Consider the following 24,749-nt stretch of genomic DNA (forward strand, 5'->3'; position numbering starts at 1 on the left):
AGCGGGAGGATCTGAAAATGACTGGCAGCAAAACGTACGATCCATATGAGGCATGGAAAAATTTAATGAACAACTGGGAAAAACAGGCCAATGATGTGATTCATTTTTGGACAAACAATCGTGACTATATTAAGTGGTCACAGGGAGCGACGGACCTGCAGCTCCGGTATCTAGAGATGTTCCAAAAAAATCAGCAATTACTGCTGGGTCAGTTACAGCTACCAACTAAAAAGGACCTCGCCAATGTAGCGAAACTTTCGATTCAAACAGAGGAAAAACTGGATGCCTTGGAGGAGCAGCTCTGGAATGTCGAGGATGCCATTGAATCCACAAATAAAAAGTTTGGCAGTTTGACAGAGGTTTCCCGTGAAGCGGTCAAGGTAATCAAGCTGCTAAAAACAGAGCAGCAAAGAGACAAAAAAGAGTTGGAAAAGATGGACGAGATCCATTTCGAACTCCTGGAGCTCAAAAAGGAATTGGCCGAGATGAATAACTTAAAAGAAGAGATTGCCAGTCTTAAAGCGGAATTGGCAGAATCGAACAGGGAAAAGGAAAAGGAACTGGCCGCTTTATCCAAATAATCGGAAGGAGGAAGGATTTTGGCAACAAAAACTAGCAATCAAACCATCCTGCCAACCTTCAATTATGAAAAAGAACTAGAGCGTTGGACAGAGTTTGCCAATGCCATCATGGGGCCGGAGCTTAGCACGAATCACACTCCGAGAAAACGGGTTTGGGTTAAAAATAAAGCAACACTATGGCATTATGCCCCTGCTGAAAAGAAATATGACATTCCAGTATTTATGATTTATTCCTTATTTAATCAACCTTCAATTCTCGATTTTGCCCCGGGTTCCAGTGTGATTGAAGGGCTGGTAAACAATGGCTATGATGTTTATTTATTAGATTGGGGAATAGCAGGATACGAAGATAAAGATATGAACATTGAAGATTATATTGCCGACTATATTCCAAAAGCGGTGAAGCGGGCGCTACGCCATTCGCGGGCCGAGGAAGTGTCCGTAATCGGCTATTGTCTAGGCGGTACCTTTGCGATGATGTATGCCGCGATTGCGGAGGAACCAATCAGGAACCTAATCGTCGCGACCGTTCCCATCGATTTTAGCGTTTCGATGCTGCCGGATAAATGGGAGGAAGAACTGAAGGAAAGCGGGTATAATGCGGATCGACTGATTGAGGTCTTCGGAGTGATCCCGCCTGCTTACGTTGAGGCGATGTTCAGGTCTGTGACGGCCCCGATTTATAACAGCCCATATGTAACCCTGTTAACGCGTGCGAATGATGAGCGCTTTGTCGAAAAGTGGAAACGGATGAATAAATGGAATAGCGGTCATGTTCCGTTGACGGGCGGAGCATTCCGCCAAATGAACACTGATTTCTTTAAAGAAAATAAACTGGTCAAGGGCGAGTTTACCATCCATGGCCAAAAGGTCGATTTAGGAAAAATAACCGCCAATCTGTTGGTTGTCAGTTCAAAAAACGATACCCTGATCCCCGAATGCCAAAGCCTGCCGTTAATGGATTTGGTTTCTAGTCAAGATAAAACCTACCTCAGTGTGGAAGCCGGACACGTTTCCCTGGCGATGACAGGGAAATTAAATGGCATCCTGGAAGATTGGCTTGGAGAGCATTCGAAGTAATAGCAAAGTCCTGCCCGTTTGAGGATTGGTTCCGATAACGGGCGGTTTTATCAAAAAGGCTCTGTTATAATTCATTGTTGATTTTTTTCGTATAGGTAATTTAGCGGAGAATTTCCTGCTATTGTAAAAAGAGAAGCTTAGAAAGCCGATATAAGCGGAGATATTCCGCTTAACGGCTCTAAATAGACCAAATTCCAATGATTTGAATCAAATAAGCGGAAAAACTCCCCTTATTTTTAAGGAAATATGGGTATTTCCCAATTTAGCCGGAATTCCTCCGCTTATTTTTCGAACCACAGTGAAATTAACATTCAGGTATAACACAGCCTTCAAAAAAGGAGGAATAAAGTATGGCTGTTTTGCAATCGAAGGTTTTTGACAGGATCGACGAAAAGGAAGCTGTTCAATTTTTGCAATCATTGATCCAAGTGAATAGTGTGAACCCGCCAGGAAATGAAAAAGAGGTAGCTGAGGTGATTCAGTCCTTTTTAAAAACATGCAATCTTCAGGTTGACCTTGATGACTTGGGGGACAACCGGGCAAACGTATTTGTTACATACCCCAATGGGGGAAAGGATGACAAATTTTTGGTGTACAGCGGTCATCTTGATACCGTTCCAACGGGAAAGGTGAAGTGGGAGCATGACCCGTTTTCTGGGGAAGTGGTGGAAAACAAGGTATTTGGCCGCGGCACAACCGACATGAAGAGCGGCGTTGCCGCCATGGTCCTTGCGTTGAAGTATTTGGACCAGGCCGGAGTGAAGCTGAACGGAAAGCTACAGTTTGTCGGTACCGCAGGTGAAGAGGTGGACGGATTCGGTGCAAAAACAGTGGTCGAAAAGGGACAAATTGATAAGGCCACAGCATTAGTTGTGTCGGAACCGAGTGAAAACCAAATTTTCCATGCCCATAAAGGCTGCTTATGGCTCGAAATCACCACTTACGGAAAAACAGCCCATGGGTCCATGCCGGACAAGGGGATTAATGCGATTTTACCAATGAATGAAATCATCAATCGTCTGCAGTCCTATCAATTTGACTACACGCCACACCCGGTATTGGGCAAGCCAACGTTGAATATTGGCACAATTGAGGGCGGCGTCAAAACAAATGTGGTCCCGGATCAATGCAAATTGACCATTGATATCCGAACCGTGCCCGGACAGAGCAATGAGCAAATTTTACAAGATATTGAGGATTTGGTTAAGGCAGTTGCTTCGAATTATGAGATAAAAGTCTTAAACAGCATGGCATCTGTGGGTACTGACGAATCCGATGATTTTATAAAACTTGCAATTGAGACAGGAAAAAACCATCTGAACCTAGAATTAAAGCCAACAGGTGTGAATTATTATACCGACGCATCCGTTTACTGCCCGCATTTGCAGGTACCCGCCTTCATCTTTGGCCCGGGAATCCCGACGCTCGCCCATCAGCCGAATGAATATGTGGAGATTGATAAATTCATAGAGTCGATTCAGTATTTTATCGCGCTGGCGATTGATTATTTGGGTGAAAGCTAGGATTTAAAATGGTTGAGAGCAAATGAGCGGTTCGGGGGAACTGGTTTACCCTCGGATGGGAGAAATTACTCTCGGATAGACGGATTTTACTCTCGTATAGGCCTGCTTTACTCTCGGATAAAGCGAAATTACTCTCGTGAAGCGTAATTACTCTCGGATATAGCATGAATAATTTTACCCATAAGGTAATAGATTGATTTTGATAGCCTGTAATTCTATTAGTGGGAAGGTGGAGAAATTTTGAGTAAAATTATTCACGAAAAAAATGTCCCGGCGGTAATGAGAGACGGAACCACGCTGTATGCGGATGTGTACCGACCCGAAGGAGAGGGGAAATATCCCGTTTTGCTGCAACGGACCCCGTACAATAAGACATTTCTCCCCCTGACGACCATGGTATTGGACCCAATCGCTGCCGCGCACCAGGGATATGTCGTGATTATTCAGGATGTCCGCGGCCGGTTTGAATCCGAAGGGGAGCCATTTTACGCTTATAAAAATGAGTATCAGGATGGGTATGATTCAGTAGAATGGGCTGCTTCCTTGCCATACTCTGATGGAAATGTCGGCATGTATGGCCTGTCGTATAAGGGGATGACGCAATTTCAGGCTACGGTCATGCAACCGCCGCATCTTAAAGCGATTTTTCCAATTACATGGGGAACCGATGTGTTTATGTACCGAGGAGGCGCGCTCGAATTGGGCCTGTTGATTTCCTGGTCGCTAGCCACCATCGGGCCGAATGCCGTGATTAGGGCGAAAAAGGGGAAGGCAGACTTCCTGCAGGAATTTATGCAGATGGTGCATGCGATTGACCATATTGAAGAGGCCGGCTTTAATCAATTGCCGATTCAGGACAGCCAGTGGCTCAAACTAGGGGATGGGTTCGCCTCGTTTGTTTACGATATATTGGAGCACGAAATAAGGGATGAATACCATCAGGAAATCAGTGTAAAAGAAAAGTCGGAACAGCTTAATGTGCCGGTGTTTGGAATCGCGGGCTGGTATGATCTTCTACTGGGCCAGGATCTCGAGCATTATGAAACATGGAAACACAAAAACAATACAAAGCTGATGATTGGCCCGTGGGCCCATGCAGGATTTGCCCCGCAGGTAGGAGACTTGAATTTCGGTTTAAGTGCATCAAGCTTGTTGCTCGAATTGAAAACCGATTTAACAAGCTTGCAATTACAGTGGTTTGATTATTGGTTAAAAGGAATCAAGAATGGGATTATGGACGAGGCGCCCGTAAAAATCTTTGTCATGGGTGAAAACAAATGGCGCAGCGAACAGGAATGGCCATTACAAAGGACGGTTTATACGCCGTATTATTTCCACAGTAAAGGCAGAGCCAATACAAAGGACGGGGATGGTTCCCTATCGCTAAACCTACCGCAGGACGAGAATTTTGACAGTTATGTCTATGATCCCGCCAATCCAGTTCCGTCTCTTGGGGGCAACCATCTAATGCCAGCGAATTACCAGCGGGGGCCAATTGACCAGCAACACCTTGAAGCACGGGAGGATGTGTTGGTCTACACTAGTGAGGCATTGGCGGAGGATTTAGAAGTCACCGGGCCGGTGAAGGTCATCCTGTATGCAGCAAGCTCTGCAGTGGATACCGACTTTACGGCAAAGCTTGTCGATGTCCATCCGACTGGAAAAGCGATTAACATTGTCGATGGAATCATCCGCGCCAAATACAGGGAGAAAAATCAGCCCGCTTCGCTCATCACACCTAATGAAGTCTACCGCTATGAAATTGACTTGCTGGCAACCAGTAATGTTTTTAAAAAAGGGCATAAGCTTCGGGTAGAAATCTCAAGCAGCAATTTCCCTCGTTACGACCGCAATCTCAATACAGGGGAATCAGGGAAAAACAGTAAAGAATGCATCTCCGCTATCCAAAAAATCTATCATAGCGAAAAATATCCATCGCACATCCTATTGCCGGTTATACCATAAGAGGAAAGCCAAAGGGACGGTTCCAGCCACGAACCGTCCCTTGTTCATTCATCATTTTGGGTTAATAGCACAAAAAACTGGGTAACTTAGCTAAAACAGAAAAACTTAGGAGTTGACCCAGCTTGATTATGCACTTTTATTTGTCACCATATATTGAAGATATTGATTACGATTACGATTCGTGGCACGGTTTTTCCAGAAATGTTTTTCTTAACACCTATGAACAGCAGCTTCAACCATCAACAAGGTTGAAAAATGGTTCCAAAGTGCAGTATTACCAGGTTTCCTTTGTCACCCAGTCCAAATGACTTGACCTAGTGAGCAGGCCGACCACCGATTTTTTAATCGCGCATGGCGCCTGCCTCTCGGGAAGTCATGTCACCTTGTCCTGCGTTAACATCTTTTTGAATTTGTTGTTGTACCTGTTGGGCATTGGTGCCGGCAAATTCGGGTTTCATAATTGAACTTACATTAGGCTTAGATTGTGGATTTTGTTTCATACAAGTCCTCCTCAATTATTTGTTGATTAACGGGTGCAATTTTGAAAAAGGCAAACACTGGGATGTGTTTACCCTTTTGATACAATGTGGATATAAGATAGTTATGAGGTACTCATTTGCTTAGTTAATGGATTTATTCTTAACAAGTAGTTGAGTCTTTGTTCCAACATCTCTAATAGGAACACAGCCTTAATAATTATGGTCATAACAGTTTTAACTAAGATGGTAAGTGCGCTCAATTTTATCCCCCCACATTGAATTTAGTGTACGGAGAAACCGACACTACGTTTAATTTCTGCTAGAAGACAATCTTTTTATTCATTCCCATTGATGATCTGGGAACGGTTCTCCATTTGTGGGGGTTCCTCGAACCAGCCGTTTTCAATCTTAATTTTTATCCCTTCTTGAGCGTAAAAATAAATATCCTTTGCGATTAACATTGATTTCATTACTAAATCATTTCTTAAACTAAAAAATGCACCTGTTCCAGTGCCAACAATGGAAAATCCATTGAGGATATAGATGCAATGCATCATCAGTTTGTCAGAAAAAGGTGGTACGGTTGACGAGGTTACCGTCGCTCCTGAGGTGGAGGAAAGTTGAACATCTGCCTCCAAAAGTAACTCCTCCATTATTTTAATTTGTTTCTTTGCAAGATCCATCCCTTTGATAAAATATTGTTTAACTTCTTTGTTCTGGGCACATTGGGCAAACCCTGTAATAAGCTGCATACCAATATTATTAGCTTCAAGATTGTGATGAAGGATCCCGACTTCAAGGTCCGTTAAAACCCTCTTATCGCCGGAGAGTTTAAAGCTCGCCCTAAACTTTTCACTAGTTATAAACTCATTTTTTTTAGGCATGGTCACTTTTGGAGGCAGACTAAGAATTCCCTTTTCGAGTAAATAAAAGGTTGAGAGTTTATAGATTTTTTGAGTAACGGTTGTAAGCCCCTCATAAATCGTCATCACCCTTTTATTGTAGGTCATATTCATACTAAGGGTGTATAGCCCCATACTTACTTCTTTTAAAATTCGGACAAACATCACATCAAACCCGTTGTCGTATAACTTTGGAGCTTCTAAATTTACATCGGCTGTTGTAAATCCAACAGGTTTAACCATTCCTTGTTCTGAAAAAATATCTTCTATTTCTTTCACATAAAAGTTGAGCTCCTGCCACAATCCTCCCAAAATATTACTTGCCTCTGGATCATCGGCCTTTTCAATAAAATACTCTAAAAATCTCATGATTAAGGTCTTTTGCTGGTATGTTTGCCAAAGCGAGCCGACTTCGGAAACATTTATAGGATTTGTAAGGATCAATTGAAAGTACCTCCTACTTCATATCTGAAAATCCCAATATTTGCATATATTTAGAATTTCCATTAAAGGAAAAACAATACTGTTGTTTGCAGAATGGCGCTAACAGTGATTTAGCGATAAAATAGACAGGAATGAACGAAACGGGGAGAATGAACATGGGTAACGAGATTGAAGAATTGAAACTGGAATTAAACCGTTTAAAGGAAAATAATCGGGAGTTATTACAAACCAATGTTAAGCCTGGATTGCAAAGAAAAGTACAGGAATTTCTCGATGACTTCGAGGATTATTTCCGCGAACGGGGCTTTGTGATTCGGAAAAAGGAAAATAAGGTCAGGGTCTCTTTCGATGATCTTCATTTAAAAGCTTTTTCCGACGGCGGCCATGATATTTTTATCATGAGAGGAAAAGAGCAAATTGCCTCAGTAACCGTGAAATTTATTGGTGAAGGAAAGTCTGGTGGACAGGGTCAAAGTGTTGATTTGTTGGACCAACTGGAAAAAGAAAAATCTCTGGCCAAAGATCTTAGTAATCCTGTGTTTTATTACACTGGAAGGGAATTTGGATTTAAATATGAATCGCCATTATCAGTTCTAGAAAGTATATTTGGGGTATAATCGAGTGCAGGTTTAAAGGAAGTCAAGGCCCCGCGTAAGAGTCTTAATTGGTCCACCTGGTCCTTAAAATTTGGTCATTTTACCCCTATGAGAGGGCGAGAGAGTCTAATGGTAAAATAGACGCCGGTATTTTACTTGAAGAGGATCAGGAGAGTGGATAGCGGTAAAAAAGAAGCGTCATTTTACACGAAGAGGGTTCGAGAGAGGGACTAGCGGTAAAAAAGACTCCCTTATTTTGCCCGATAAAGGGTCGAGAGAGTGTCCAGCGGTAAAAAAGAAGCCGTTATTTTACCCGAAGAGGGGTCGAGCGAAGGACTAGCGGTAAAAAAGACTCCCTTATTTTGACCGATAAAGGGTCGAGAGAGTGTCCAGCGGTAAAAAAAGAAGCCGTTATTTTACCCGAAGAGGGGTCAGCGGTCCTTATACATAATCAGTTAAAAGATAATCTATTATTCCAAACATAGTGAGGCTGGGGAAATGAATAAAAAAGAGATTGAATATAAAATAATGGAGTTAAAGGACGAGTATGTTCAGTTGCAACATAATCTTGAAAAATTGGAATATGTAAAAGGAATTTTGGACCCGTTGGAAAAACGGATTTCTGCCATTGAAGAGGAATTACGCACACTTAACCAATTATTACGAAAGTGAAATGGCACTGCATTTACCAAGCTTAATCCCCTGATTCAAGGGGATTTTTTTGTGAAAAAAGGGTTTCTTCAAATACTGTCGAATTCATAACGAGTTTGGCAGTTTCATAAATTTATCGGTCAACATTTCGGAGGTATAGAATGGTGTCAATTAATAAATCCAGTGCAGTTTCGAGCATTGCAAAGCTGCGTGAGATAAAAATTCCAGAAGACTATGAGCAACTTGCAATTTTACTAAATTTAATAGAGCCGGGTACCGCCACTGCTCAATCCCTCGAAGAAGAAGACCGGCAGATTCCAACATCATCTACTCTAAAACTAAATGAAAACGGGCTCTTAGTTGGCTTCGGCAGAACCAGAGTGATCGCAGAGACAGAAGAAGGCCAAATCATCGGTTATGGTGCTGCTTTTCGTGCTCCATGGGTGGACCCTGGTCAGGTAGGAAGTGAATTCTGTGTTCATCCCGATTATCGGGGACAAGGCGTAGGAGAGATGATTCTTTCACATATTAATAATTGGGCTAATGGACATCAGGCCTCTGTTTTATCCTCAATCGTTATGGATTGGATTGATGGGTCGCTTCCATTCGTTCAAAAGCGTGGCTTTGTATTGGATGCACATGTTTTTGAACTAGAATTGGATGTCAATCAATTTGATGCCCCAAAATATGCAGGTTTTGTAGATCAAGTTATATCGTCGGGCATTCAGTTTGTTACGTTAGCGGAACAGCCAGGCGAAGAGTCTGAACATAAACTTTACGAATTAAGTGTCGAGACATCCAAGGATAATCCAGGCCAGTTCGGAAGTCTTCCTCCTTTTGAACAATGGAGAAAAGAGTTTCTGCCGGAAGTCACATCACGTAATGACTGGGTATTCATTGCAGTTGAAGGTGACCGCTTTGTTGGAGTAAGTCAATTATACAGTACTGAAAATGCTGGTGTAATTTATACGAATTATACAGGCGTTCGAAAAGAATACCGTGGGCGCGGTATTGCAAAAGCGTTAAAGTTGCTATCTATTCAAGCAGCAATCAATGAAGGGGCACATACGATGACGACTGATTCGGAAAAAAATAACGCTCCAATGCAACATATTAATAGAAGTCTTGGCTATCGCCCGGGAAAAGGGCATTACCGGATTCTAAAACAATTTAAATAACAGGGGACATGGTATGGTTATCATTTTTGTTAAGTTTCTATTACCTGCTCTTCTATTGATTTATCACCTTCGACAGACTTTGAAACTTTCTTATTTTCCCAACGTAATTACTTTATGGAAGGATGGTGGTCTTGATGAGCCGGTTTTCAATGGCGGAATTTATTAACCAAACGGAGCAAAAGGATAAAGGCGAGGGCTTTTTTGAACTAGAGACACCTCGTTTACTCGAAGTGAACTTGGATGGTCTTGTATGGGCCAAAGCGGGGTCCATGGTCGCATATCATGGAAAAATTAAATTTGAGCGCGAAGGAATTTTGGAGCATGGACTTGGCACTGCATTTAAAAAGGCCTTAACTGGTGAAGGGGCCTCGTTAATGAAAGCAAATGGTACGGGAAAATTGTATCTTGCCGATGAGGGGAAAAAGATTATCATTTTAAATCTGCAAAACGATTCTATTTTTGTGAACGGCAATGACTTACTTGCATTCGAACCAGGAATTAACTGGCAGATAAAATTAATGAAACGTATTACCGGAATGATGGCAGGGGGGCTATTCAATGTCCGCTGTGAAGGCTCGGGCATGATTGCGATTACCTCTCACTATGAACCACTGACATTGCGGGTGACGCCAGGCCAGCCGGTAATTACCGACCCAAATGCAACGGTTGCCTGGTCCGGAAACCTCCAGCCTGAGTTTCAAACAGATATTAGTTTAAAAACATTCTTTGGGAGGGGCAGTGGTGAATCGATCCAGATGAGGTTCGAGGGTGAAGGCTTTGTCGTTGTGCAGCCTTTTGAAGAGGTAAAGAGGGTGGAGAAGAGTTAACCGGGTCTCGTAAAGCCGCATGAAAGGAACTCGTGAATCTTAGGGAGCTTACCAAGTTTGTAGCTCTAGGCAAAGAATGTGCTAGGCACCATCCAGAATTTTGGAAAGTGCCTGGCACTTTTATTGTTCTATGATATGAAATTTCCTCGACGTTATCTGAACTACTACGTCTAAAGATATACACCTTTGAGTATTTAATTAGGTATTCTGTTTAAGGAAATCCTCTGTAGAAACTACATGGGTATATATTCCGTTAAGGGCACTAATAAAGGCATAGTGAACCTGTTGTGCCGGCACGATGTTACCTCGAAAAGATAAATCCCTTGTCGTACATGCATCTTCAATAAGAGTAGATTCAAAGCCCAGCTCCATTGCCGCTCTGACTGTGGCATCAATACACATATGTGTCATCATCCCGACAATCACTAGCTTCGTAACGCCGTTTTCTCTTAGTTTGCTTGCTAATTCAGTCCTAAAAAAGCTGTTAGGGGTATGTTTGATGATAATACTTTCCTGTTCTAGTGGCAGTACGGCTTCATTTATTTTAACGCCCTCTGTATCTGGCAGGAAGAAGCCTGCCCCTTCGCCAGTCGAAATATGCTGGACATGAAAGATATTTTTGGCGTTATGCTGTCTAAACCATTCCAGAACTTTACCGGCATTTTCGGCCGCTTTGACAGGATTGCATAACTCCATTTTTCCATTTGGAAAATAGTCATTCTGAATATCAATAATGATTAATGCTGTGCTCATTTTTTCCACCTCATTATATAAAATTTATTATAATTAGATGATATAGAACATCTTGAATCTTATCGATAAGTTGATGAAAGACTTTTCAGTCAAATCATTTCACGGTGAAAGGATTTTAATATGGAACTTGATCACATTGATTTTCAGCTCCTCCGGTTATTGGCCGAAAATTCGCGGATTCAATGGAAAGACTTAGGGGAACAAATTCATATGACGGGGCAGGCTGTAGGAAATCGGATAAAAAAACTGGAGGAAAGTGGCGTTATTAAAGCCTACTCACTTATCATCGATGAATTGAAAATAGGGCTAGCCTATACAGCGTTCGCCATTATTCATATGAAATCAACCAATCATGATGCATTTATTCGCTTTATCCAAAATCAAAACGAGGTAGTCGAAGCACACCGAATTTCAGGGGGCGGATGTTTTCATTTAAAAATAAAAGTGGCAACGCAGGATCAATTAAATCAGTTTCTAGATAAACTTCTCGAACATGGGAACTACAGTTTAAACCTATCCATCCAAGAGATTAAGCAACGTAATCCAATGACAGCCAAGGATACTTAGAAAAAGCCGAGATTCGGCTTTTTTTACTTTAAACCAACTAGGCATAAATAACCGTAAATAATGAACGAAAAAGGGCACCCCCAACCAAACAGGAGGGTGCCCAGCTTTTTTAAAAATTGGAAACTTTGTATTTTTTCAAAGATAGGAACAGGAATGTACCCATCGCAATAGCGGACCACATGAGTGAAATAGCGGGGTCAATATTATTAACAACGAATAAGGACGGTATATGGCCAAAAGAGGAATCATCCATCGTAAGAAACCAGCCTAGAAGCATATTGTTAGCAGCATGCGCCCCAATTGCCAATTCAGTACTGTTTGTTTTCGTCGAAACATAACACCAAATGAATCCTGCTAACAAATAATCCATCCCAACCAAGATGGGTGAATAGCCCATTTCGGGATTGATAAAATGGAGCGAGCCGAAAATTCCTCCAGCAATAAGCGATAAAACCAAAGGGTTCCGAATCCACTTTCCAATCAGCTGCATGAGATAGCCCCTGAAAAAAACCTCTTCACATGTCGTTTGGATTGGAGTGAGAACTAGTACTAACACAAATAAAAGCAAAAAATCAGAAAGACTGATTTCATTAATTGAATAATCCCCAGGATTTAGGATCGCGTCAATAATTGTTGTGGCACTAAGGATGACAAAAAAGGTGATAAACCCATAGCCGACTTTCTTCCAGTCTATGTTTCTATTAGGCGTGATTAACGTCTTAAATTTCCGTTTATGGATGAAACGAACAGCAACAAAAATACCGAAAATCCAAATGATAAAGGTCGAATTCATTAAAGCAAAATTGAGTAATGGGTCTAGACCAATGTATTCCATTTTCTCCGCGTCATAATAGGTATTAGGATCCCCATCCGTTCCAACCAACACCTCACCAATGATGCCATAGGGAATGCCCGCAACGAAGATAAACAAAATGATCACGATAAATGACGATAAATACCTCTTCCAGCTATTCTTGCCTTCTTTAACATGAATAAAATCCATTAAGTTACCACCATCATTCTAGTAGTATATAAAAGCAAGAAAATTATTTCATAATTGGGGAAATTAGTCAATGAATGGTGCTGCCATAAAAGGCGGCTTCTTTGGTAGCCCATTGACATATTTAATTATAGTATTCAAAAAAAAATTATAGAACATATAAGTTTAAAAAGGTATAAACCCCCTTGGGCTTGTACACGGACCAGGATAGTTAGCTGCCTTTGAGGCAGCTTTTTTGTATTATATCTTCTTGACTGTTATATCATTAAACGATATATTATATTTAATGATATATCATTAAATGATACATAAAGGAGGGATAGTATGGCTAGGAATGACACGCTAGAGATGGGGGAATTGACGGACACGGCCTACTATATCTTATTGTCATTAGTTGAAGCCAAACATGGGTACCTCATTATGCAAACCATTGAGGAAATGACAGATCAGCGATTTTCAATCGGGCCAGCCTCGATGTATACCACCATAAAGAAACTGTTAGCTTCTGAATTAATTAAACTATTTGAAGATCATGACCCGAAGCGAAAAACCTATATTGCAACCGAAAAGGGCATTGACCTTTTAAAAAAGGAAGTAAACCGAAGACGGGAAATGGTCTTACACGCAGAACAAGTATTTAAAAGAAAGGGGGAGCAGTTGTGATGAAAAAAGTGAAATATGTACCTAGTGGCGGTTTAGCTTTTTATGAGGAAAAAGAAATGCAGAAGCTTGGCAAATATGCTAAAGAGGGTTGGATTTTAGAAAAATTTGCAGGCCTGGGGTATAGTCTAACAAAAGGTGAACCTCAGGACATTCAATATTCGCTAGATTATCAAAAGGATGCAGATGAAGAGTATTTTGCCATTTTTGAAGCTGCGGGTTGGTCCCATGTATGTTCTGCAGGAAATGAAATTCATATTTTTAGTGCCCCAACAGGAACAAAGCCAATCTATACTGACAAACCAACGATGGTTGAAAAATACGAACGTGAAAAGAAACAAATGGGGAAAACAGCTCTTCCATTCTTACTTTCTACGATTGTATTCTGGGTGCTAAGTTTCTTTGCTAACTGGGGATTGGTCCCAAAAATACTTTTTCAAGTACTAGGGTTGATATCCCTTGTCATTCTAGTCTTTCCGGGCTTGCCATACCTTTCTTATCAATTTAAACTATTGAAATTACGAAAGGAATAAAAGTGCCAGGTACCCTCCATAAAATAGGAAGGAACTTGGCACTTTCTTGTACTCTTTTTCAAGGAAATTATGCTCCTGAACTTGTTATATAGATGACTAATAGTTTATGGGTTCGATTGTTGCTAATTTATTTGATTCGATTGTTTCCACAAATTTATCGATTGTTGGTGTTAAGTAATTGTCGGCCCTTCTAATAAAAACAGTTTTAATCTTACTGTATTGTTCAGGAAGTGTATGACATTGGATGAGTCCGCTTTTTTCTAATTGGGTAACTGCTGATTTTGGAACGAATGTAACGCCAAGTCCCGCGACGACACTACGCAAGATCGTTTCTAAGGTACCGAATTCCATTACTTTTTGTGGGGTGATGTTTTGGTCTTTATACCAAGTTTCTAAACGTGCTCGGTATCCGCAGCCTTTGCTAAAGCATAGGAATGGTTTCTCTTTCAACTCTTCAAGTGTCGGGGAGTGCCTATCTGAAATTAAAACAAGCTCCTCTTGAAATACTTCATGTGAAACAAGATCGGGATGGAAGGCTGATTCTGTAACGAATGCTCCGTCCAACTTATGATTTAAGACTTCTTCTTCTAATGTTTCTGTGACACCAGTAAATACAGACAAATCAACATTTTTATATTTCTTAATATAGTGAGATAATATTTCTGGTAAATGAATGACGGTTTCAACTGTGCCGATTTCTAATTTACCAGACGGTTCATCGTTACTTTGAACTGCTTTTTTCATTTCGTCTGTTAATAATAATATTTTTTTACTATAAGTTAATAGTCTTTTTCCTTCAGGTGTTAAACTCATACCTCGACGATGTCTATTAAACAAAGGGGTATTCAGTTCTGTTTCGAGCTTTTGAATTCTCGATGTAATATTCGATTGTACATAACTAAACTCTTTTGCCGCTCCTGTAATCGTTCCTTTTTCCGCCACCATCTGAAAAATCTCTAAGTCTTTAAATTCCACTTATTATTCCTCCACGCCCCATTTTTCCTATTCCTTTTATGATATCACTAATAATGATATTAATCATCATTTTTATTCGTTTTACAAGATGTCAAAAATGTTCGATTATGTATATGCAACGGGGAGAAGGAGGCAGAGAAATTTGAGAAATAAAGTATTATTAGGGGCTATATTATGTTTTATTGCAGCTGTATCATGGGGAGCAATGTTTCCTGTAGCACATTCGGCTTTCAAATATATTGATCCCTTTTATTTTACGATCATTCGTTATGGTTCTGTAACGATTATTTTAGTCGTGATTTTATTATGGAAAGAAGGTAAGAAGGCTTTTCGATTTGAAGGCAAAGGGCTTCACTTATGGTTTTTCGGGACGATGGCATTTACCGTCTATAATCTGCTAATCTTCTGGGGAGAAAATTTATTAGGTGAATCAGGAGTAATGGAGGCATCAATTATGGAGTCACTAATGCCGATGATTTCCATTGTGATTGTATGGATGACTTTTAAAAACCGTCCCCCTGTATTTACATTGATATGCGTTTTCGTGTCATTTATCGGTGCAGTTCTAGTGATAACAAAAGGTGATATTAAAGCATTTCTGGGTGCCACGGATCATTTTATTCCTACATTGCTTCTATTAATTGCCGTGATAGGGTGGGTCATTTACACAATGGGTGGCAGTAAGTTTGCCGGTTGGTCTGCGTTAAGGTATTCCACGTTGAGCTGTTTATTTGGAACGGTTACAGCCATTGTCGTTGTGGCAGGGGCAACGCTGCTTGGATATATATCCGTCCCATCGGAAAAAAACATCATCGTTATAATCCCGCATTTATTATTTATGATCATATTTCCTGGTGTTATCGCGTTGCTCGGTTGGAATATCGGTGTCAATTTATTATCGCCATTAAATGCACTGTTATTTATTAACTTTGTTCCTGTTACAACTCTTGTTATTTCGACTGTTCAAGGCGGGCGGGTAACCACGTTCGATCTTGTTGGTACATTCTTAATTATTGTTTCCCTTTTGTCTAATAATATTTTCTTAAGGATGTTACAAAAGAAAGAATCAAAGAATCATGTTCAGGAAGATTTGCTTGAATATATATAAAAATGTATTTTTCAATATAAAAATGAAAAGTGCCAAGTACCTTCCTGAAAAAACAGGAAGACACTTGACACTTTTCTGTTATATACATAGCAATAAGTAGGATAAACCGCCAGTGGATATTCCAAGTATCGCCCCGGCGACCACATCGGAAGGATAGTGCAAGCCTAGATAAATTCTTGATACCCCGACACAAATTCCCATGAGAATCAAAACAAGGGAAATCGAAGGGATGGCCAAAATATAGGGAGTCATCACGGCAAAGATAGCCGTCGTATGTCCCGAAGGAAAGGAGTGGTCCTGTAATGGATTTTCTAGTATATTGGTTTGTTCTATCGTCAAATAAGGTCTTTTTCTAGGAAAAAGTATTTTTGTTATCTGGACGGGAATATGGCTCGATGCCAAAGCAAGAGCGCTGGCAATGGCAAGAAGCCGCGTTTCCTTGGACCAGGCTAGGAGATAAAGCAGAATGGTGGAGAGAATGGTAAAAGTCGCCCCTCCCAAATGCGTGACCGTTCGGAAAAATAGATTTAAAAGATAGCGATGAAAATGCCGGTTAATATTCTGAAAGACGCGACAATCGAACCCATAAAGGACATGTATTAATTTGCTCATAATCGGCTCCCCGTATAAGGTAATATAGTTTCTTCAAGATGAAAATCTCCGACCTTCAGGATGAACTGCAGGATCTCTTCAGCTGCATTGGCACGTAAAAATTGCCGTTGAGATCTTATTATCTTATTTAGTTTTTCTCCATCATTTTCCAATAACTTGGCTACAGTAAGGGGAACTTCCTTGGGGTTTTTGCACACAACCCCTAAATTTAGAATTTCAGCGAAGGCTGGATTATCCTTCTCTTGTCCCGGCAATGCCCCGGTAATGATAAGGGGCGTATTGGCCGCGATCGCTTCAAACATGACATTAGGGCTCCCTCTGGTAAACGCGATATCGGCTGTATGCATCAAATCCTGCACATTTTTGGTGAACCCATAAATCTCGACCCTGTCGCCATATTGGGATTTCAATGATTTTTCCAGCTTGGTTTTAAGTTTTTTATTTCTGCCTGCGACTATTTTCACGGTGCAATCAAAATGGTTAAGCAGGTTTCTGGCGATTTTTTCCATATTTCCTACACCCTCACCGCCGCTCATAATTAAACAGGTTAACGGTTTCTCCTTTTTAAAACGGGGGGGTGGCTGATCGTTCTTTCGAAAAAATCGCGAGCGGACTGGAAATCCGGACAACTTTATCTTCTTGACCGGAATCCCAAATTGGGCACACTTATTTCGGGCTTCTAACGTAGGACTAATAATGTAATTTGCCCGTCTGTCCGCCCAAAGAGGAGAAATATTCACAAGATCAGCAATTAGGGTAATGAAAGGGATGTTTATTTGTTCTTTTTCTAAAATATTCAAGATAGAGCCATTAAAATTAGGGTGAACAGATAAAATGACATCTGGCTTCACTTCGTCCAGTAAAGTTAGAAATTCATCTTTAATTTGTGTTTCAATAAGTGCGTCGACTAAATGAGGGGTTGAAGCAGATAGCTTCCAAATCAGATTCCATAGTGTCTCCGAATTTCTGGTAAGGGGACCATAGGCTTTCCCGATGGTTGACAGTAATGGTGTGCCAAGCGAAAATCCATCGACAACATGAATTTTTACCTGATAATTGGTTTTAACTTTTTCGCACAGGGATTCTGTAATGCTTCTATGGCCATGCCCAGTAATGTCAGATGAAATAATCAATAGCTTCTTTTCCATCGTACCACCCCTCGTATTAACTTATTGTCAAAAACCAATTGTGTCGATAAAGCCATTTCTTATTTTTATTATATTGGGAATTGATTGATTTTTTATTAATCCAGTGTAAAAAGTATATATAGATATTGTAATAGGAAAATAGGGACTGGCGTAGCTTAGGGGTAGGTAGGACGGGGAGTATGTTTATTTAAACAAATAAACAAGACGGCCGCTGCCGTCTTGTTCCGGTTTTAGGTTATACGGTTTATTGTTCAGAATTGCTGTCTTCACTTTCAGCGCCATCATCTTGAGGGTTAACATCAGTTTCTTCAACGTTTGGATCATCAGAGTCTGTACCAGAATCTGAGCATGCTGTGGCAGCTCCAAGTAACATCAATGCGGACATCAAAGCAAATAACCATTTTTTAAAACTTTTCATCATTATTCCTCCTCGTATGTTGCAAAGTGTTTTACAGTTTTATAATACAAGCTTTTGTGTGAAATAGAAGTCCATTTTCCAATTCTTAACATAACTTAACCGAATAGATAAAACCCTTTAATAATCGCCATTTAATATTTAAAAATAATTTACGAAAATTGCGTCTTCTTTCACTGGACATGGGGATTTTATTTTTCCAACAGGAAAAGTGATTTTTATTCTCATTTCATAGACATTACCATAATTGAACTGATAAAATTATTAGAAATATTCTTGAGGTGAAATGTAATTGAGAAAAAGAGTTGGATGCCTACACGCTCATTATTCTAATATTGACTATATCGAAAGCGCACTTGCCCCCTATGACATTGAATTCATCCATTTTGTTGACCCCGGCTTAATGTACAGGGTTACATCGGATAAGAGCTTCAATGCGGCGGATTCCCAAAATAAAGTGAAAGAACAAATAGAGTGGATGGCACAATGTAATGTGGACGGAATTTTGATAACTTGCACGAACTACATTGCACTTTTACGGGAAGACGAACTCTCCATACCAGTGCCAATTATTAAAATCGATGAACCCTACTTTGAAACTGTTTGTAATAGAAGCGAACCGCAGGTTATCCTATTTTCAAATCCCGCGACGGTTGCCGGGACAATGGAGCGTCTCCATCAATATGCGGAGCAACAGCAAAAATCTTTAAATGCAGAGGTAATGGTTGTACATAATACGTTTGAGTTGTTCATGAAAGGTCAAAAACAAGAATATAATCAACAAATTTCCAAGTTTCTGCAAAAAATGATCAAAGAAGATAAAATAATCTCTGTTGCTCAATTATCGATGGTTGCTGCAGCTCAGGAAGTGGAGCAGATAACAGCTAAGCCAATCATTAATCCTTTGGATACATTAATTTCTTCTTTAGTAAATCAGTTAAAAATAAACAGGAAATCATGACTTGAATAATATGGAGGAAACAAACATGACAAATGGAAATAAAAAAGAGTTATCACTAGAACAACGCGAAGAATTGCTCGGAACATTGAAAGCCCGTTTTGAGAAAAATATGAACCGCCATGAGGGACTTGAATGGGCGAAAGTTCAGGCTAAGCTGGAGGCGAATCCTGAAAAATTGTGGTCGCTTCATGAAATGGAACGGACTGGCGGGGAACCGGATGTTGTCGGTTATGATGAAACTACCGATGAATACCTTGTTTATGATTGTTCAACGGAAAGTCCGAAAGGCCGCAGGAGTATTTGTTATGACCATGCAGCACTGGAATCAAGGAAGCAGCATAAACCAGAAAATAGCGCTATGAATATGGCTACTGACATGGGCATTGAGCTGTTAACGGAAGAACAATACCGAGAGCTGCAGAACCTTGGAAAGTTCGATTTGAAATCGTCAAGCTGGGTGCAAACACCTGCAGCGATTAGGAAACTAGGTGGGGCCATTTTTTGTGACCGTCGCTATGACACGGTCTTTGTATACCATAATGGGGCAGACTCCTACTATGCCGCCAGAGGATTTCGTGGCTCGTTAAGGGTCTAAATTTTCTTACAGACAGTTGACCGCCTGTGGCCCATCTTGAAAAGCCGAGCCATCGGACCTGGGAGCGTTAATAAAAATGGAGCTTTATGTTCAAATTAATGGTACAGTTAGAAGGAATATTATCAAAGTGAGTAGGAGAACAAAACAACATGATTGAGGTAAAAACATCTTCACTAAGTAATGGAGAATTTAATAGAGGTGTATTTGCTACACGTGATATCAAAAAAGGGGAGCTTTTACATGAAGCACCTGTCATTGCTTACCCAAACGAACAGCATGAACACATAGAGAAAACCTTACTGGCTGATTATGCTTTTGAGTATGGGATTAATCATTCTGCTATCCTTCTTGGTTATGGAATGTTATTTAACCATTCTTATGAACCGAATGCCTTTTATGAAATTAATTTTGATAACCACACATTTGAATTTTATGCATACAAGGATATAAAAGCAGGAGAAGAGATTCTCATCAATTATAATGGCGATATTGATAACATGGATCCATTGTGGTTTGATGAAGAATAAGTTTATTAGGAAAAAACTTGGCATAACTGACCAAGTTTTTTTCTTGTGTAGACTAATAAGAGTTGAATCAAGAGGAACGGATTACGTTCATTTTTACGAATTAAAGGGTCAGTCCCTCAGTGCACCAAGATTTCACGCACCGGGGATCTGACCCTATTTTTGAAATGTTATTTGTTGATAAAAGAATTTATCGTTTGTGCTACCTTAGTTGCGGTGGCCATATTATCCCAATGGAGGTTATGGGAGCCTCCTTCAAAATCCACATAGGTAACCTTTGCAGATGATTCTTCCAGCAGGGACTTTAATTGATCTTGCACTGGTTTTGGGAATAGGACATCCTCCGTACCCCACAAGACAAGAACCCGTCCAGTCATTTCCTTTATTCCATCGGCGTTATCAAAATGGCCGGCTCCGTTGAATGTACTCTTCCAGCAATGAGTGGGCATCTGGAAAGCATGGGTTAACGTGGCTTCTCTAAAACTGGAGTCATCATTCGTGGTGCCTGCCCATTCCTGAATGAAGGATTCCGGCATGGCAGTGTCATCTGGAATGTTATTCAGACCCGGATATCCGTCCTCGGTACCCTCGCCATATAAAATCCAAGCTAAAACTTCATTATCAACGTTTACAGCAGGGCTGGTGGCGATGAGAGTCGATGAAAGCACTCTTTCAGGAATATGTACATTTAGTTTTTGCGTGATCAACGACCCGAGTGAGTGTCCGACGACATGGGCATTCTGCAATCCTACACCATCCATAAAGGCAATGACATCTTGAGTATGGAGTTCCACCGTATAGCCGTTCTCGTCGGTCTCCGGTTTATCGGACAAACCATGTCCACGATATTCCGGTACGAAGCAATGATATCCCTTCTCAGCCATCAGCGGCGCGACCTGTGACCAGGATACACGGCTATCTGTTGCACCGTGAAGAAAAAGAATCGGGGTGCCATCAACCGGACCGCACTCGGTATAAGCATAGGTTACGCCGGTGGATAGTTTTACACTTCTACTAGTCCAATTGATGTTTTGGTACTCGGTAAATGATTTCAATATGTGATTCCTCCTTTGTTGGATTCTGAATATTTTTTATTTTCACTAAAACTATTATATTATATCGGGTTATGAGTAATTCATATCTTTAAAAGAAAAATAGGTATTTTTGAGGATCACTTAGGGCTAAATTTTTTTGGACGTATAGGGGGAATTGCCAATTGCATTCGGAAGGAGGATTTTATATGTAAAGGCCCCTATACACTGTAAATAGGAGCCTTTAGTATTTTTAACTCTTTTTTAAGAACTTTTTAAAAAACGGAGTCACATCTTTGAAAAGGGGTTGATATAGTTTATAGGTTTTTATCGCCTCGTCGACGGTTTCCATCACTAATCCTATATCGATTTGATTAAGATAGTTTTCGATTGGATTGTTGTTGTGGGTGTGTATTTGGTCCTGTGAATGATTGGGTCTGTTGCCAAAAAGCCATGAATCCCATTGGGGAGCATCGGAGCGTTCTGGTTGATCGTGGTTTGATTCTATAGGACTTTCCTCCTTTCGATTACCTCTTTGATTTTCCCCAAACATTAGTTGTGTAAATGGGTCCACATTGCCCTTTGTTTGCTTTTGGTCGTTGTGAAGCTCCATAGTCCATTCTCTTCCTTTCATGCCGTCTTTATCTATAAATAAATTATGATATTTTTTATATTAGGTGTGGACATATTCCTATAAAGATTACACCAAGGATGCAAAATGGAGCACTGTTTTAATAAAACTTAGAAGTTTTTGGGTATTATTTCGTGGTAAAATAAGGTAACGTAAGGAGGGGATATCGATTTTTACATTCATTTTGTTTGTTGCGTTGATTGTAACGGTTGTCTCGATTGTATTTTCTGTAAAAGGAAATCATAAGCTCTATTGGATTGCTTCCTTGTCCGCCTATATTTTCAGCTTCATCGCCGCGTTCAGTATCGGACAGATTACGGTTGGACTGGTATTTATACCTTTAACGTTAGCGATCGGTTATTCGTTACATCTTATAAGGAACAAAATGCAGGCTGCGGTTTTTATGATTCTAGGAATCTTTATTGGAGCGATCATGGTACTTTACGTCGATGATGCGTGGCTGTTTTTTCCCTTTCGGTTTTTGAGTTGAATAGATACTAGTAACAGAGAATTGCTGCAGGTAAAATAGCTATTATCTTAACCAGGTTATGAAGGAACTTAAGCGACTTCACAACCCGGATCATCCATTGGCTAAAATGAACTTCGGATCTTCTTGGGACTGGTATCAAAAAAATGATTTCACCATCTGTGATGTATCATTGCAATTTGTACAGCGATATTCCAGTTCAAGCGCATCCTCATACACGTGATGGACCGTTTCCTTTTTACAGTTTTCACAATACCTCATCTGTTGAACCTCAATCCCCAAGATGTGTCCTCTCATCTAAAACCTTTTAACAGTAATATAACCCATTTTTTAATAAATTAATTTGCCCTTCGAATTTAAGGCCCGCCCTCCTGCGAAGGATCAGCCCCATCCGGTATAGCATGTTTTTTCAATTCCTCATCCACCATTTGGTCCAGCCGTTCAATCATTTTTTTCGATTTCTCTTTATCCATTTTCTTATAATGGTGCATGCCGCCTTTTTCTTCATCCATCTCATCGGCCAATTTAACAATGTCCTGGAGCGGAGTTCGTTTGATAAAGGCTTCGGGCATATAAGAATCTGTGTGAAATAAAATAGCCAGTGCGATTTCTTTTGCAATAATGGGATTCTCACCCAATCGAATCAATAATTTATGTGCCCGTTCCGCGCCTTTTATGGCATGAATATCGTTTTTTCTGTATAGTTCATAATCCCATTTTCCATTTCGGTACCATGTATAATGGCCCATATCGTGCAACAAGGCGGCTTTCGTGGCCATATCGACAGAAACATCATATATTTTAGCTAATTTAAACGCATGATAGGCACAAGCAATGGCATGGACAATTCCTGAGCGACTTAAATATTTTTGAGCGATATGATGATTGAAAATTTGACTTAACGTTACCTCGCGCATTTAACATCACCCTTATAAAAATTATTAAATTGTATTATAAAACAATTAGAGTCGATTTTCTAAAAATCTTGACTGTAAAAGAGAAATTGTTTGTTTTAAAAACAATATGGCTTTCATTTTTAAATATAAGCTAAAGTTACCCTAGCTGAACGGATGATGCCAAATCGTAAATACATTGGGGAATTTTGGATAAACTTTAATTAGCATAACATGAAAGTAGGCTTAAAATGGGTAAAATCAAAAACCAAAAGAGAAAAGCACTAATCATGGTCCTTCGCGCTTTGGTGATTATCATCGGAGGATTTATCGCAGCGTATGGACTTGAAAGTGTATTAATCCCGAACAACGTTTCTGATGGAGGGGTAACCGGACTAAGCATTGTTGGTTCCAAATTATTTGGCTTGCCATTGGGACTGCTAATTGTGGTTATTAACATTCCATTCATTTGGTTGGGGTACCAACAAATTGGAGCGAGTTTTGCAATTTATTCCACTATCGGAATCGCTTCACTTGCTATTGGGACAAGCCTCATGCACCACATTCCGACGATTATTGAAGGAGACACCTTGTTGATTACTGTTGTTGGCGGAATGATTCTCGGCTTGGGGATGGGGGTCGCGTTGCGTAATGGCGGTGCACTAGATGGAATTGATATGCTTGCCGTCCTGCTTTCGCGAAAATTGCCGTTTGGGACAAGTGATCTTATTCTGTTCTTAAACTTGTTTGTGTTTATTTTCGTTTCATTTGTTTTTGGCCTTCAAGGGGCTTTTCTTTCCGGGATTGCCTACTATATTGCTTCCAAGGTCATCCACATCGTAGAGGAAGGGTTAAGCGGATCCAAGACCTTCAAAATTATTACCACAGAACCTGTTTTAATGGTAGATGCGATACGGGAAAGTCTAGGGCGAAGTGCAACCTACAATGAGGTTTTTGGCGGGTATACCAAGGAAAAATTCAAGGAAATCACCTGTGTCATTAATCGTTTAGAAGATAGCAAAATAAAGGAAATCATCCAAGAAATTGACGAAGAGGCCTTTGTTACGGTTTATGATGTAGCAGAAGTGAAGGGCGGCAATTTTAGAAAGCGGAATATTCATTAGATAGAGTAAGTAATCCTCGTACTTATCATAAGAATGGTGAAAATAATGTCTAAAATCGTTGACAACTAATGGTTATGGATGTTAGAATGTATAATTTTGATTAAATTTGAAATTTATGGTACCATTAACAAGACATCAAATTCGGAGGTGTTTTGTGCATATGTACGAGGTTAAAGGTTTTCAAAGTATAGAATTCGAAGAATTAATTCGTAAAGTGAATAAGTTTCTAAGTTCCTTAGCGGACGGTAATCTTATCGATATAAAATACAATACTACTCCTCTTGATATTAGAAGTCATACTGAATATGGAGTTCATCCAGATTCGAAATACACAGCCTTGGTTATTTTCAAAAAATAAACCTTTTTAAAAGCATGGAAAGAGTTTTCTTGAAGCCTTTTTTTATAAAATTGAAAGCACCGTCATTTGTAGTGACCCCCTTGAGTTGGACTGAAAGTCCAACTCAAGGGGGTTTTTTATATGGTTAAGTTTTCAAGTGAATTTAGGG

The 24,749-nt window shown here is 40.2% G+C and carries 31 protein-coding genes; 19 read left to right on the forward strand and 12 right to left on the reverse strand.

Annotated features, from left to right (window positions below; all coding sequences use genetic code 11):
• Positions 1-17 precede the first annotated feature (17 nt).
• From AR334_RS23505 to AR334_RS23525, 5 genes are all read left to right on the forward strand, one after another.
• Positions 18-581: a polyhydroxyalkanoate biosynthesis repressor PhaR gene (locus AR334_RS23505; protein ID WP_066319166.1), complete on the forward strand. Its 564-nt coding sequence runs from the start codon at positions 18-20 to the stop codon at positions 579-581.
• An 18-nt stretch (positions 582-599) separates the two neighbouring features.
• The gene (locus AR334_RS23510) at positions 600-1,661 is read left to right on the forward strand and encodes an alpha/beta fold hydrolase (protein WP_253701355.1); all 1,062 of its coding nucleotides are present in this window, start codon (positions 600-602) and stop codon (positions 1,659-1,661) included.
• A gap of 350 nt (positions 1,662-2,011) precedes the next feature.
• Positions 2,012-3,184 (forward strand): M20 family metallopeptidase, encoded by a 1,173-nt coding sequence (locus tag AR334_RS23515; protein ID WP_066319183.1) that lies wholly within the window; start codon positions 2,012-2,014, stop codon positions 3,182-3,184.
• Between the two features lie 240 nt (positions 3,185-3,424).
• On the forward strand, positions 3,425-5,149 hold the full coding sequence (locus tag AR334_RS23520) for a CocE/NonD family hydrolase (RefSeq protein ID WP_066319186.1): 1,725 nt from the start codon (positions 3,425-3,427) through the stop codon (positions 5,147-5,149).
• Between the two features lie 122 nt (positions 5,150-5,271).
• The gene (locus AR334_RS23525) at positions 5,272-5,457 is read left to right on the forward strand and encodes a hypothetical protein (protein ID WP_066319194.1); all 186 of its coding nucleotides are present in this window, start codon (positions 5,272-5,274) and stop codon (positions 5,455-5,457) included.
• Positions 5,458-5,490: 33 nt separating this feature from the next.
• Here the strand turns inward: AR334_RS23525 and AR334_RS30060 are convergent, their stop codons facing one another.
• The gene (locus AR334_RS30060) at positions 5,491-5,649 is read right to left on the reverse strand and encodes a hypothetical protein (RefSeq protein WP_172799290.1); all 159 of its coding nucleotides are present in this window, start codon (positions 5,647-5,649) and stop codon (positions 5,491-5,493) included.
• A gap of 314 nt (positions 5,650-5,963) precedes the next feature.
• Positions 5,964-6,974, reverse strand: coding sequence for a DUF3231 family protein (locus tag AR334_RS23530; protein WP_066319196.1), 1,011 nt, complete (start codon positions 6,972-6,974; stop codon positions 5,964-5,966).
• A 155-nt stretch (positions 6,975-7,129) separates the two neighbouring features.
• Between AR334_RS23530 and AR334_RS23535 the strand changes: the two genes are divergently transcribed.
• From AR334_RS23535 to AR334_RS23545, 4 genes are all read left to right on the forward strand, one after another.
• Positions 7,130-7,591 carry a hypothetical protein gene (locus AR334_RS23535; protein ID WP_066319198.1) on the forward strand — a complete coding sequence of 154 codons (462 nt, stop codon included), beginning with the start codon at positions 7,130-7,132 and terminating at the stop codon, positions 7,589-7,591.
• A gap of 477 nt (positions 7,592-8,068) precedes the next feature.
• Positions 8,069-8,242 carry an SE1832 family protein gene (locus AR334_RS30065; protein ID WP_172799291.1) on the forward strand — a complete coding sequence of 58 codons (174 nt, stop codon included), beginning with the start codon at positions 8,069-8,071 and terminating at the stop codon, positions 8,240-8,242.
• A 140-nt stretch (positions 8,243-8,382) separates the two neighbouring features.
• The gene (locus tag AR334_RS23540) at positions 8,383-9,399 is read left to right on the forward strand and encodes a GNAT family N-acetyltransferase (RefSeq protein ID WP_066319204.1); all 1,017 of its coding nucleotides are present in this window, start codon (positions 8,383-8,385) and stop codon (positions 9,397-9,399) included.
• A gap of 134 nt (positions 9,400-9,533) precedes the next feature.
• A complete protein-coding gene (locus AR334_RS23545; protein WP_066319206.1) occupies positions 9,534-10,226 on the forward strand; it encodes an AIM24 family protein in 693 nt (230 codons plus the stop codon).
• Positions 10,227-10,424: 198 nt separating this feature from the next.
• On the opposite strand, the gene AR334_RS23550 is transcribed toward AR334_RS23545, so the two are convergent.
• A complete protein-coding gene (locus AR334_RS23550; RefSeq protein WP_066319208.1) occupies positions 10,425-10,979 on the reverse strand; it encodes a cysteine hydrolase family protein in 555 nt (184 codons plus the stop codon).
• A 120-nt stretch (positions 10,980-11,099) separates the two neighbouring features.
• Between AR334_RS23550 and AR334_RS23555 the strand changes: the two genes are divergently transcribed.
• Positions 11,100-11,546, forward strand: coding sequence for an Lrp/AsnC family transcriptional regulator (locus tag AR334_RS23555; protein WP_066319215.1), 447 nt, complete (start codon positions 11,100-11,102; stop codon positions 11,544-11,546).
• Positions 11,547-11,655: 109 nt separating this feature from the next.
• On the opposite strand, the gene AR334_RS23560 is transcribed toward AR334_RS23555, so the two are convergent.
• Positions 11,656-12,549: a CPBP family intramembrane glutamic endopeptidase gene (locus AR334_RS23560; RefSeq protein ID WP_066319217.1), complete on the reverse strand. Its 894-nt coding sequence runs from the start codon at positions 12,547-12,549 to the stop codon at positions 11,656-11,658.
• A gap of 321 nt (positions 12,550-12,870) precedes the next feature.
• On the opposite strand from AR334_RS23560, the gene AR334_RS23565 reads away from it, so the two are divergent.
• Together AR334_RS23565 and AR334_RS23570 are read left to right on the forward strand one after the other, a co-directional pair.
• Complete coding sequence (locus tag AR334_RS23565; protein WP_066319224.1) at positions 12,871-13,209, forward strand: PadR family transcriptional regulator; 339 nt, start codon at positions 12,871-12,873, stop codon at positions 13,207-13,209.
• The gene (locus AR334_RS23570; protein ID WP_066319227.1) at positions 13,209-13,739 is read left to right on the forward strand and encodes a DUF2812 domain-containing protein; all 531 of its coding nucleotides are present in this window, start codon (positions 13,209-13,211) and stop codon (positions 13,737-13,739) included. Before AR334_RS23565 ends, AR334_RS23570 begins: the two co-directional genes overlap by 1 nt.
• Positions 13,740-13,835: 96 nt before the next feature.
• Here AR334_RS23570 and AR334_RS23575 read toward each other — a convergent pair whose 3' ends face one another.
• Positions 13,836-14,714, reverse strand: coding sequence for a LysR family transcriptional regulator (locus tag AR334_RS23575; protein ID WP_066319230.1), 879 nt, complete (start codon positions 14,712-14,714; stop codon positions 13,836-13,838).
• Positions 14,715-14,856: 142 nt separating this feature from the next.
• Between AR334_RS23575 and AR334_RS23580 the strand changes: the two genes are divergently transcribed.
• Positions 14,857-15,822: a DMT family transporter gene (locus AR334_RS23580; protein ID WP_066319232.1), complete on the forward strand. Its 966-nt coding sequence runs from the start codon at positions 14,857-14,859 to the stop codon at positions 15,820-15,822.
• A 78-nt stretch (positions 15,823-15,900) separates the two neighbouring features.
• On the opposite strand, the gene AR334_RS23585 is transcribed toward AR334_RS23580, so the two are convergent.
• From AR334_RS23585 to AR334_RS29690, 3 genes are all read right to left on the reverse strand, one after another.
• Positions 15,901-16,434 carry a phosphatase PAP2 family protein gene (locus tag AR334_RS23585; RefSeq protein ID WP_066319234.1) on the reverse strand — a complete coding sequence of 178 codons (534 nt, stop codon included), beginning with the start codon at positions 16,432-16,434 and terminating at the stop codon, positions 15,901-15,903.
• Complete coding sequence (locus tag AR334_RS23590; RefSeq protein WP_066319239.1) at positions 16,431-17,582, reverse strand: glycosyltransferase; 1,152 nt, start codon at positions 17,580-17,582, stop codon at positions 16,431-16,433. Before AR334_RS23590 ends, AR334_RS23585 begins: the two co-directional genes overlap by 4 nt.
• 244 nt (positions 17,583-17,826) lie before the next feature.
• Positions 17,827-18,003, reverse strand: coding sequence for a hypothetical protein (locus AR334_RS29690; protein WP_172799292.1), 177 nt, complete (start codon positions 18,001-18,003; stop codon positions 17,827-17,829).
• A gap of 286 nt (positions 18,004-18,289) precedes the next feature.
• Here AR334_RS29690 and AR334_RS23595 point away from each other — a divergent pair, with 286 nt between their 5' ends.
• From AR334_RS23595 to AR334_RS23605, 3 genes are all read left to right on the forward strand, one after another.
• On the forward strand, positions 18,290-18,958 hold the full coding sequence (locus tag AR334_RS23595; RefSeq protein ID WP_066319242.1) for a hypothetical protein: 669 nt from the start codon (positions 18,290-18,292) through the stop codon (positions 18,956-18,958).
• 25 nt (positions 18,959-18,983) lie between these two features.
• Complete coding sequence (locus AR334_RS23600; RefSeq protein ID WP_066319243.1) at positions 18,984-19,553, forward strand: DUF4256 domain-containing protein; 570 nt, start codon at positions 18,984-18,986, stop codon at positions 19,551-19,553.
• A 149-nt stretch (positions 19,554-19,702) separates the two neighbouring features.
• Positions 19,703-20,080, forward strand: coding sequence for an SET domain-containing protein (locus AR334_RS23605; protein WP_066319247.1), 378 nt, complete (start codon positions 19,703-19,705; stop codon positions 20,078-20,080).
• A 167-nt stretch (positions 20,081-20,247) separates the two neighbouring features.
• On the opposite strand, the gene AR334_RS23610 is transcribed toward AR334_RS23605, so the two are convergent.
• Together AR334_RS23610 and AR334_RS23615 are read right to left on the reverse strand one after the other, a co-directional pair.
• The gene (locus tag AR334_RS23610) at positions 20,248-21,132 is read right to left on the reverse strand and encodes an alpha/beta fold hydrolase (RefSeq protein ID WP_066319250.1); all 885 of its coding nucleotides are present in this window, start codon (positions 21,130-21,132) and stop codon (positions 20,248-20,250) included.
• Positions 21,133-21,361: 229 nt separating this feature from the next.
• Positions 21,362-21,721, reverse strand: a complete 360-nt coding sequence (locus AR334_RS23615; protein ID WP_066319252.1) for a hypothetical protein — start codon at positions 21,719-21,721, stop codon at positions 21,362-21,364.
• A gap of 202 nt (positions 21,722-21,923) precedes the next feature.
• Here AR334_RS23615 and AR334_RS23620 point away from each other — a divergent pair, with 202 nt between their 5' ends.
• Positions 21,924-22,229, forward strand: coding sequence for a hypothetical protein (locus tag AR334_RS23620; RefSeq protein ID WP_066319255.1), 306 nt, complete (start codon positions 21,924-21,926; stop codon positions 22,227-22,229).
• Between the two features lie 135 nt (positions 22,230-22,364).
• Here AR334_RS23620 and AR334_RS29695 read toward each other — a convergent pair whose 3' ends face one another.
• Positions 22,365-22,508 (reverse strand): hypothetical protein, encoded by a 144-nt coding sequence (locus tag AR334_RS29695; protein WP_172799282.1) that lies wholly within the window; start codon positions 22,506-22,508, stop codon positions 22,365-22,367.
• Between the two features lie 74 nt (positions 22,509-22,582).
• Positions 22,583-23,143, reverse strand: coding sequence for an HD domain-containing protein (locus tag AR334_RS23625; protein WP_066319258.1), 561 nt, complete (start codon positions 23,141-23,143; stop codon positions 22,583-22,585).
• A 227-nt stretch (positions 23,144-23,370) separates the two neighbouring features.
• On the opposite strand from AR334_RS23625, the gene AR334_RS23630 reads away from it, so the two are divergent.
• A complete protein-coding gene (locus AR334_RS23630; protein WP_066319263.1) occupies positions 23,371-24,243 on the forward strand; it encodes a YitT family protein in 873 nt (290 codons plus the stop codon).
• A gap of 160 nt (positions 24,244-24,403) precedes the next feature.
• Complete coding sequence (locus AR334_RS23635; RefSeq protein WP_066319265.1) at positions 24,404-24,601, forward strand: sporulation protein Cse60; 198 nt, start codon at positions 24,404-24,406, stop codon at positions 24,599-24,601.
• Positions 24,602-24,749: the final 148 nt, after the last annotated feature.

It is taken from the genome of Bacillus sp. FJAT-29814 (assembly GCF_001510715.1).
Taxonomy (GTDB): Bacteria; Bacillota; Bacilli; order Bacillales; family Cytobacillaceae; genus Neobacillus.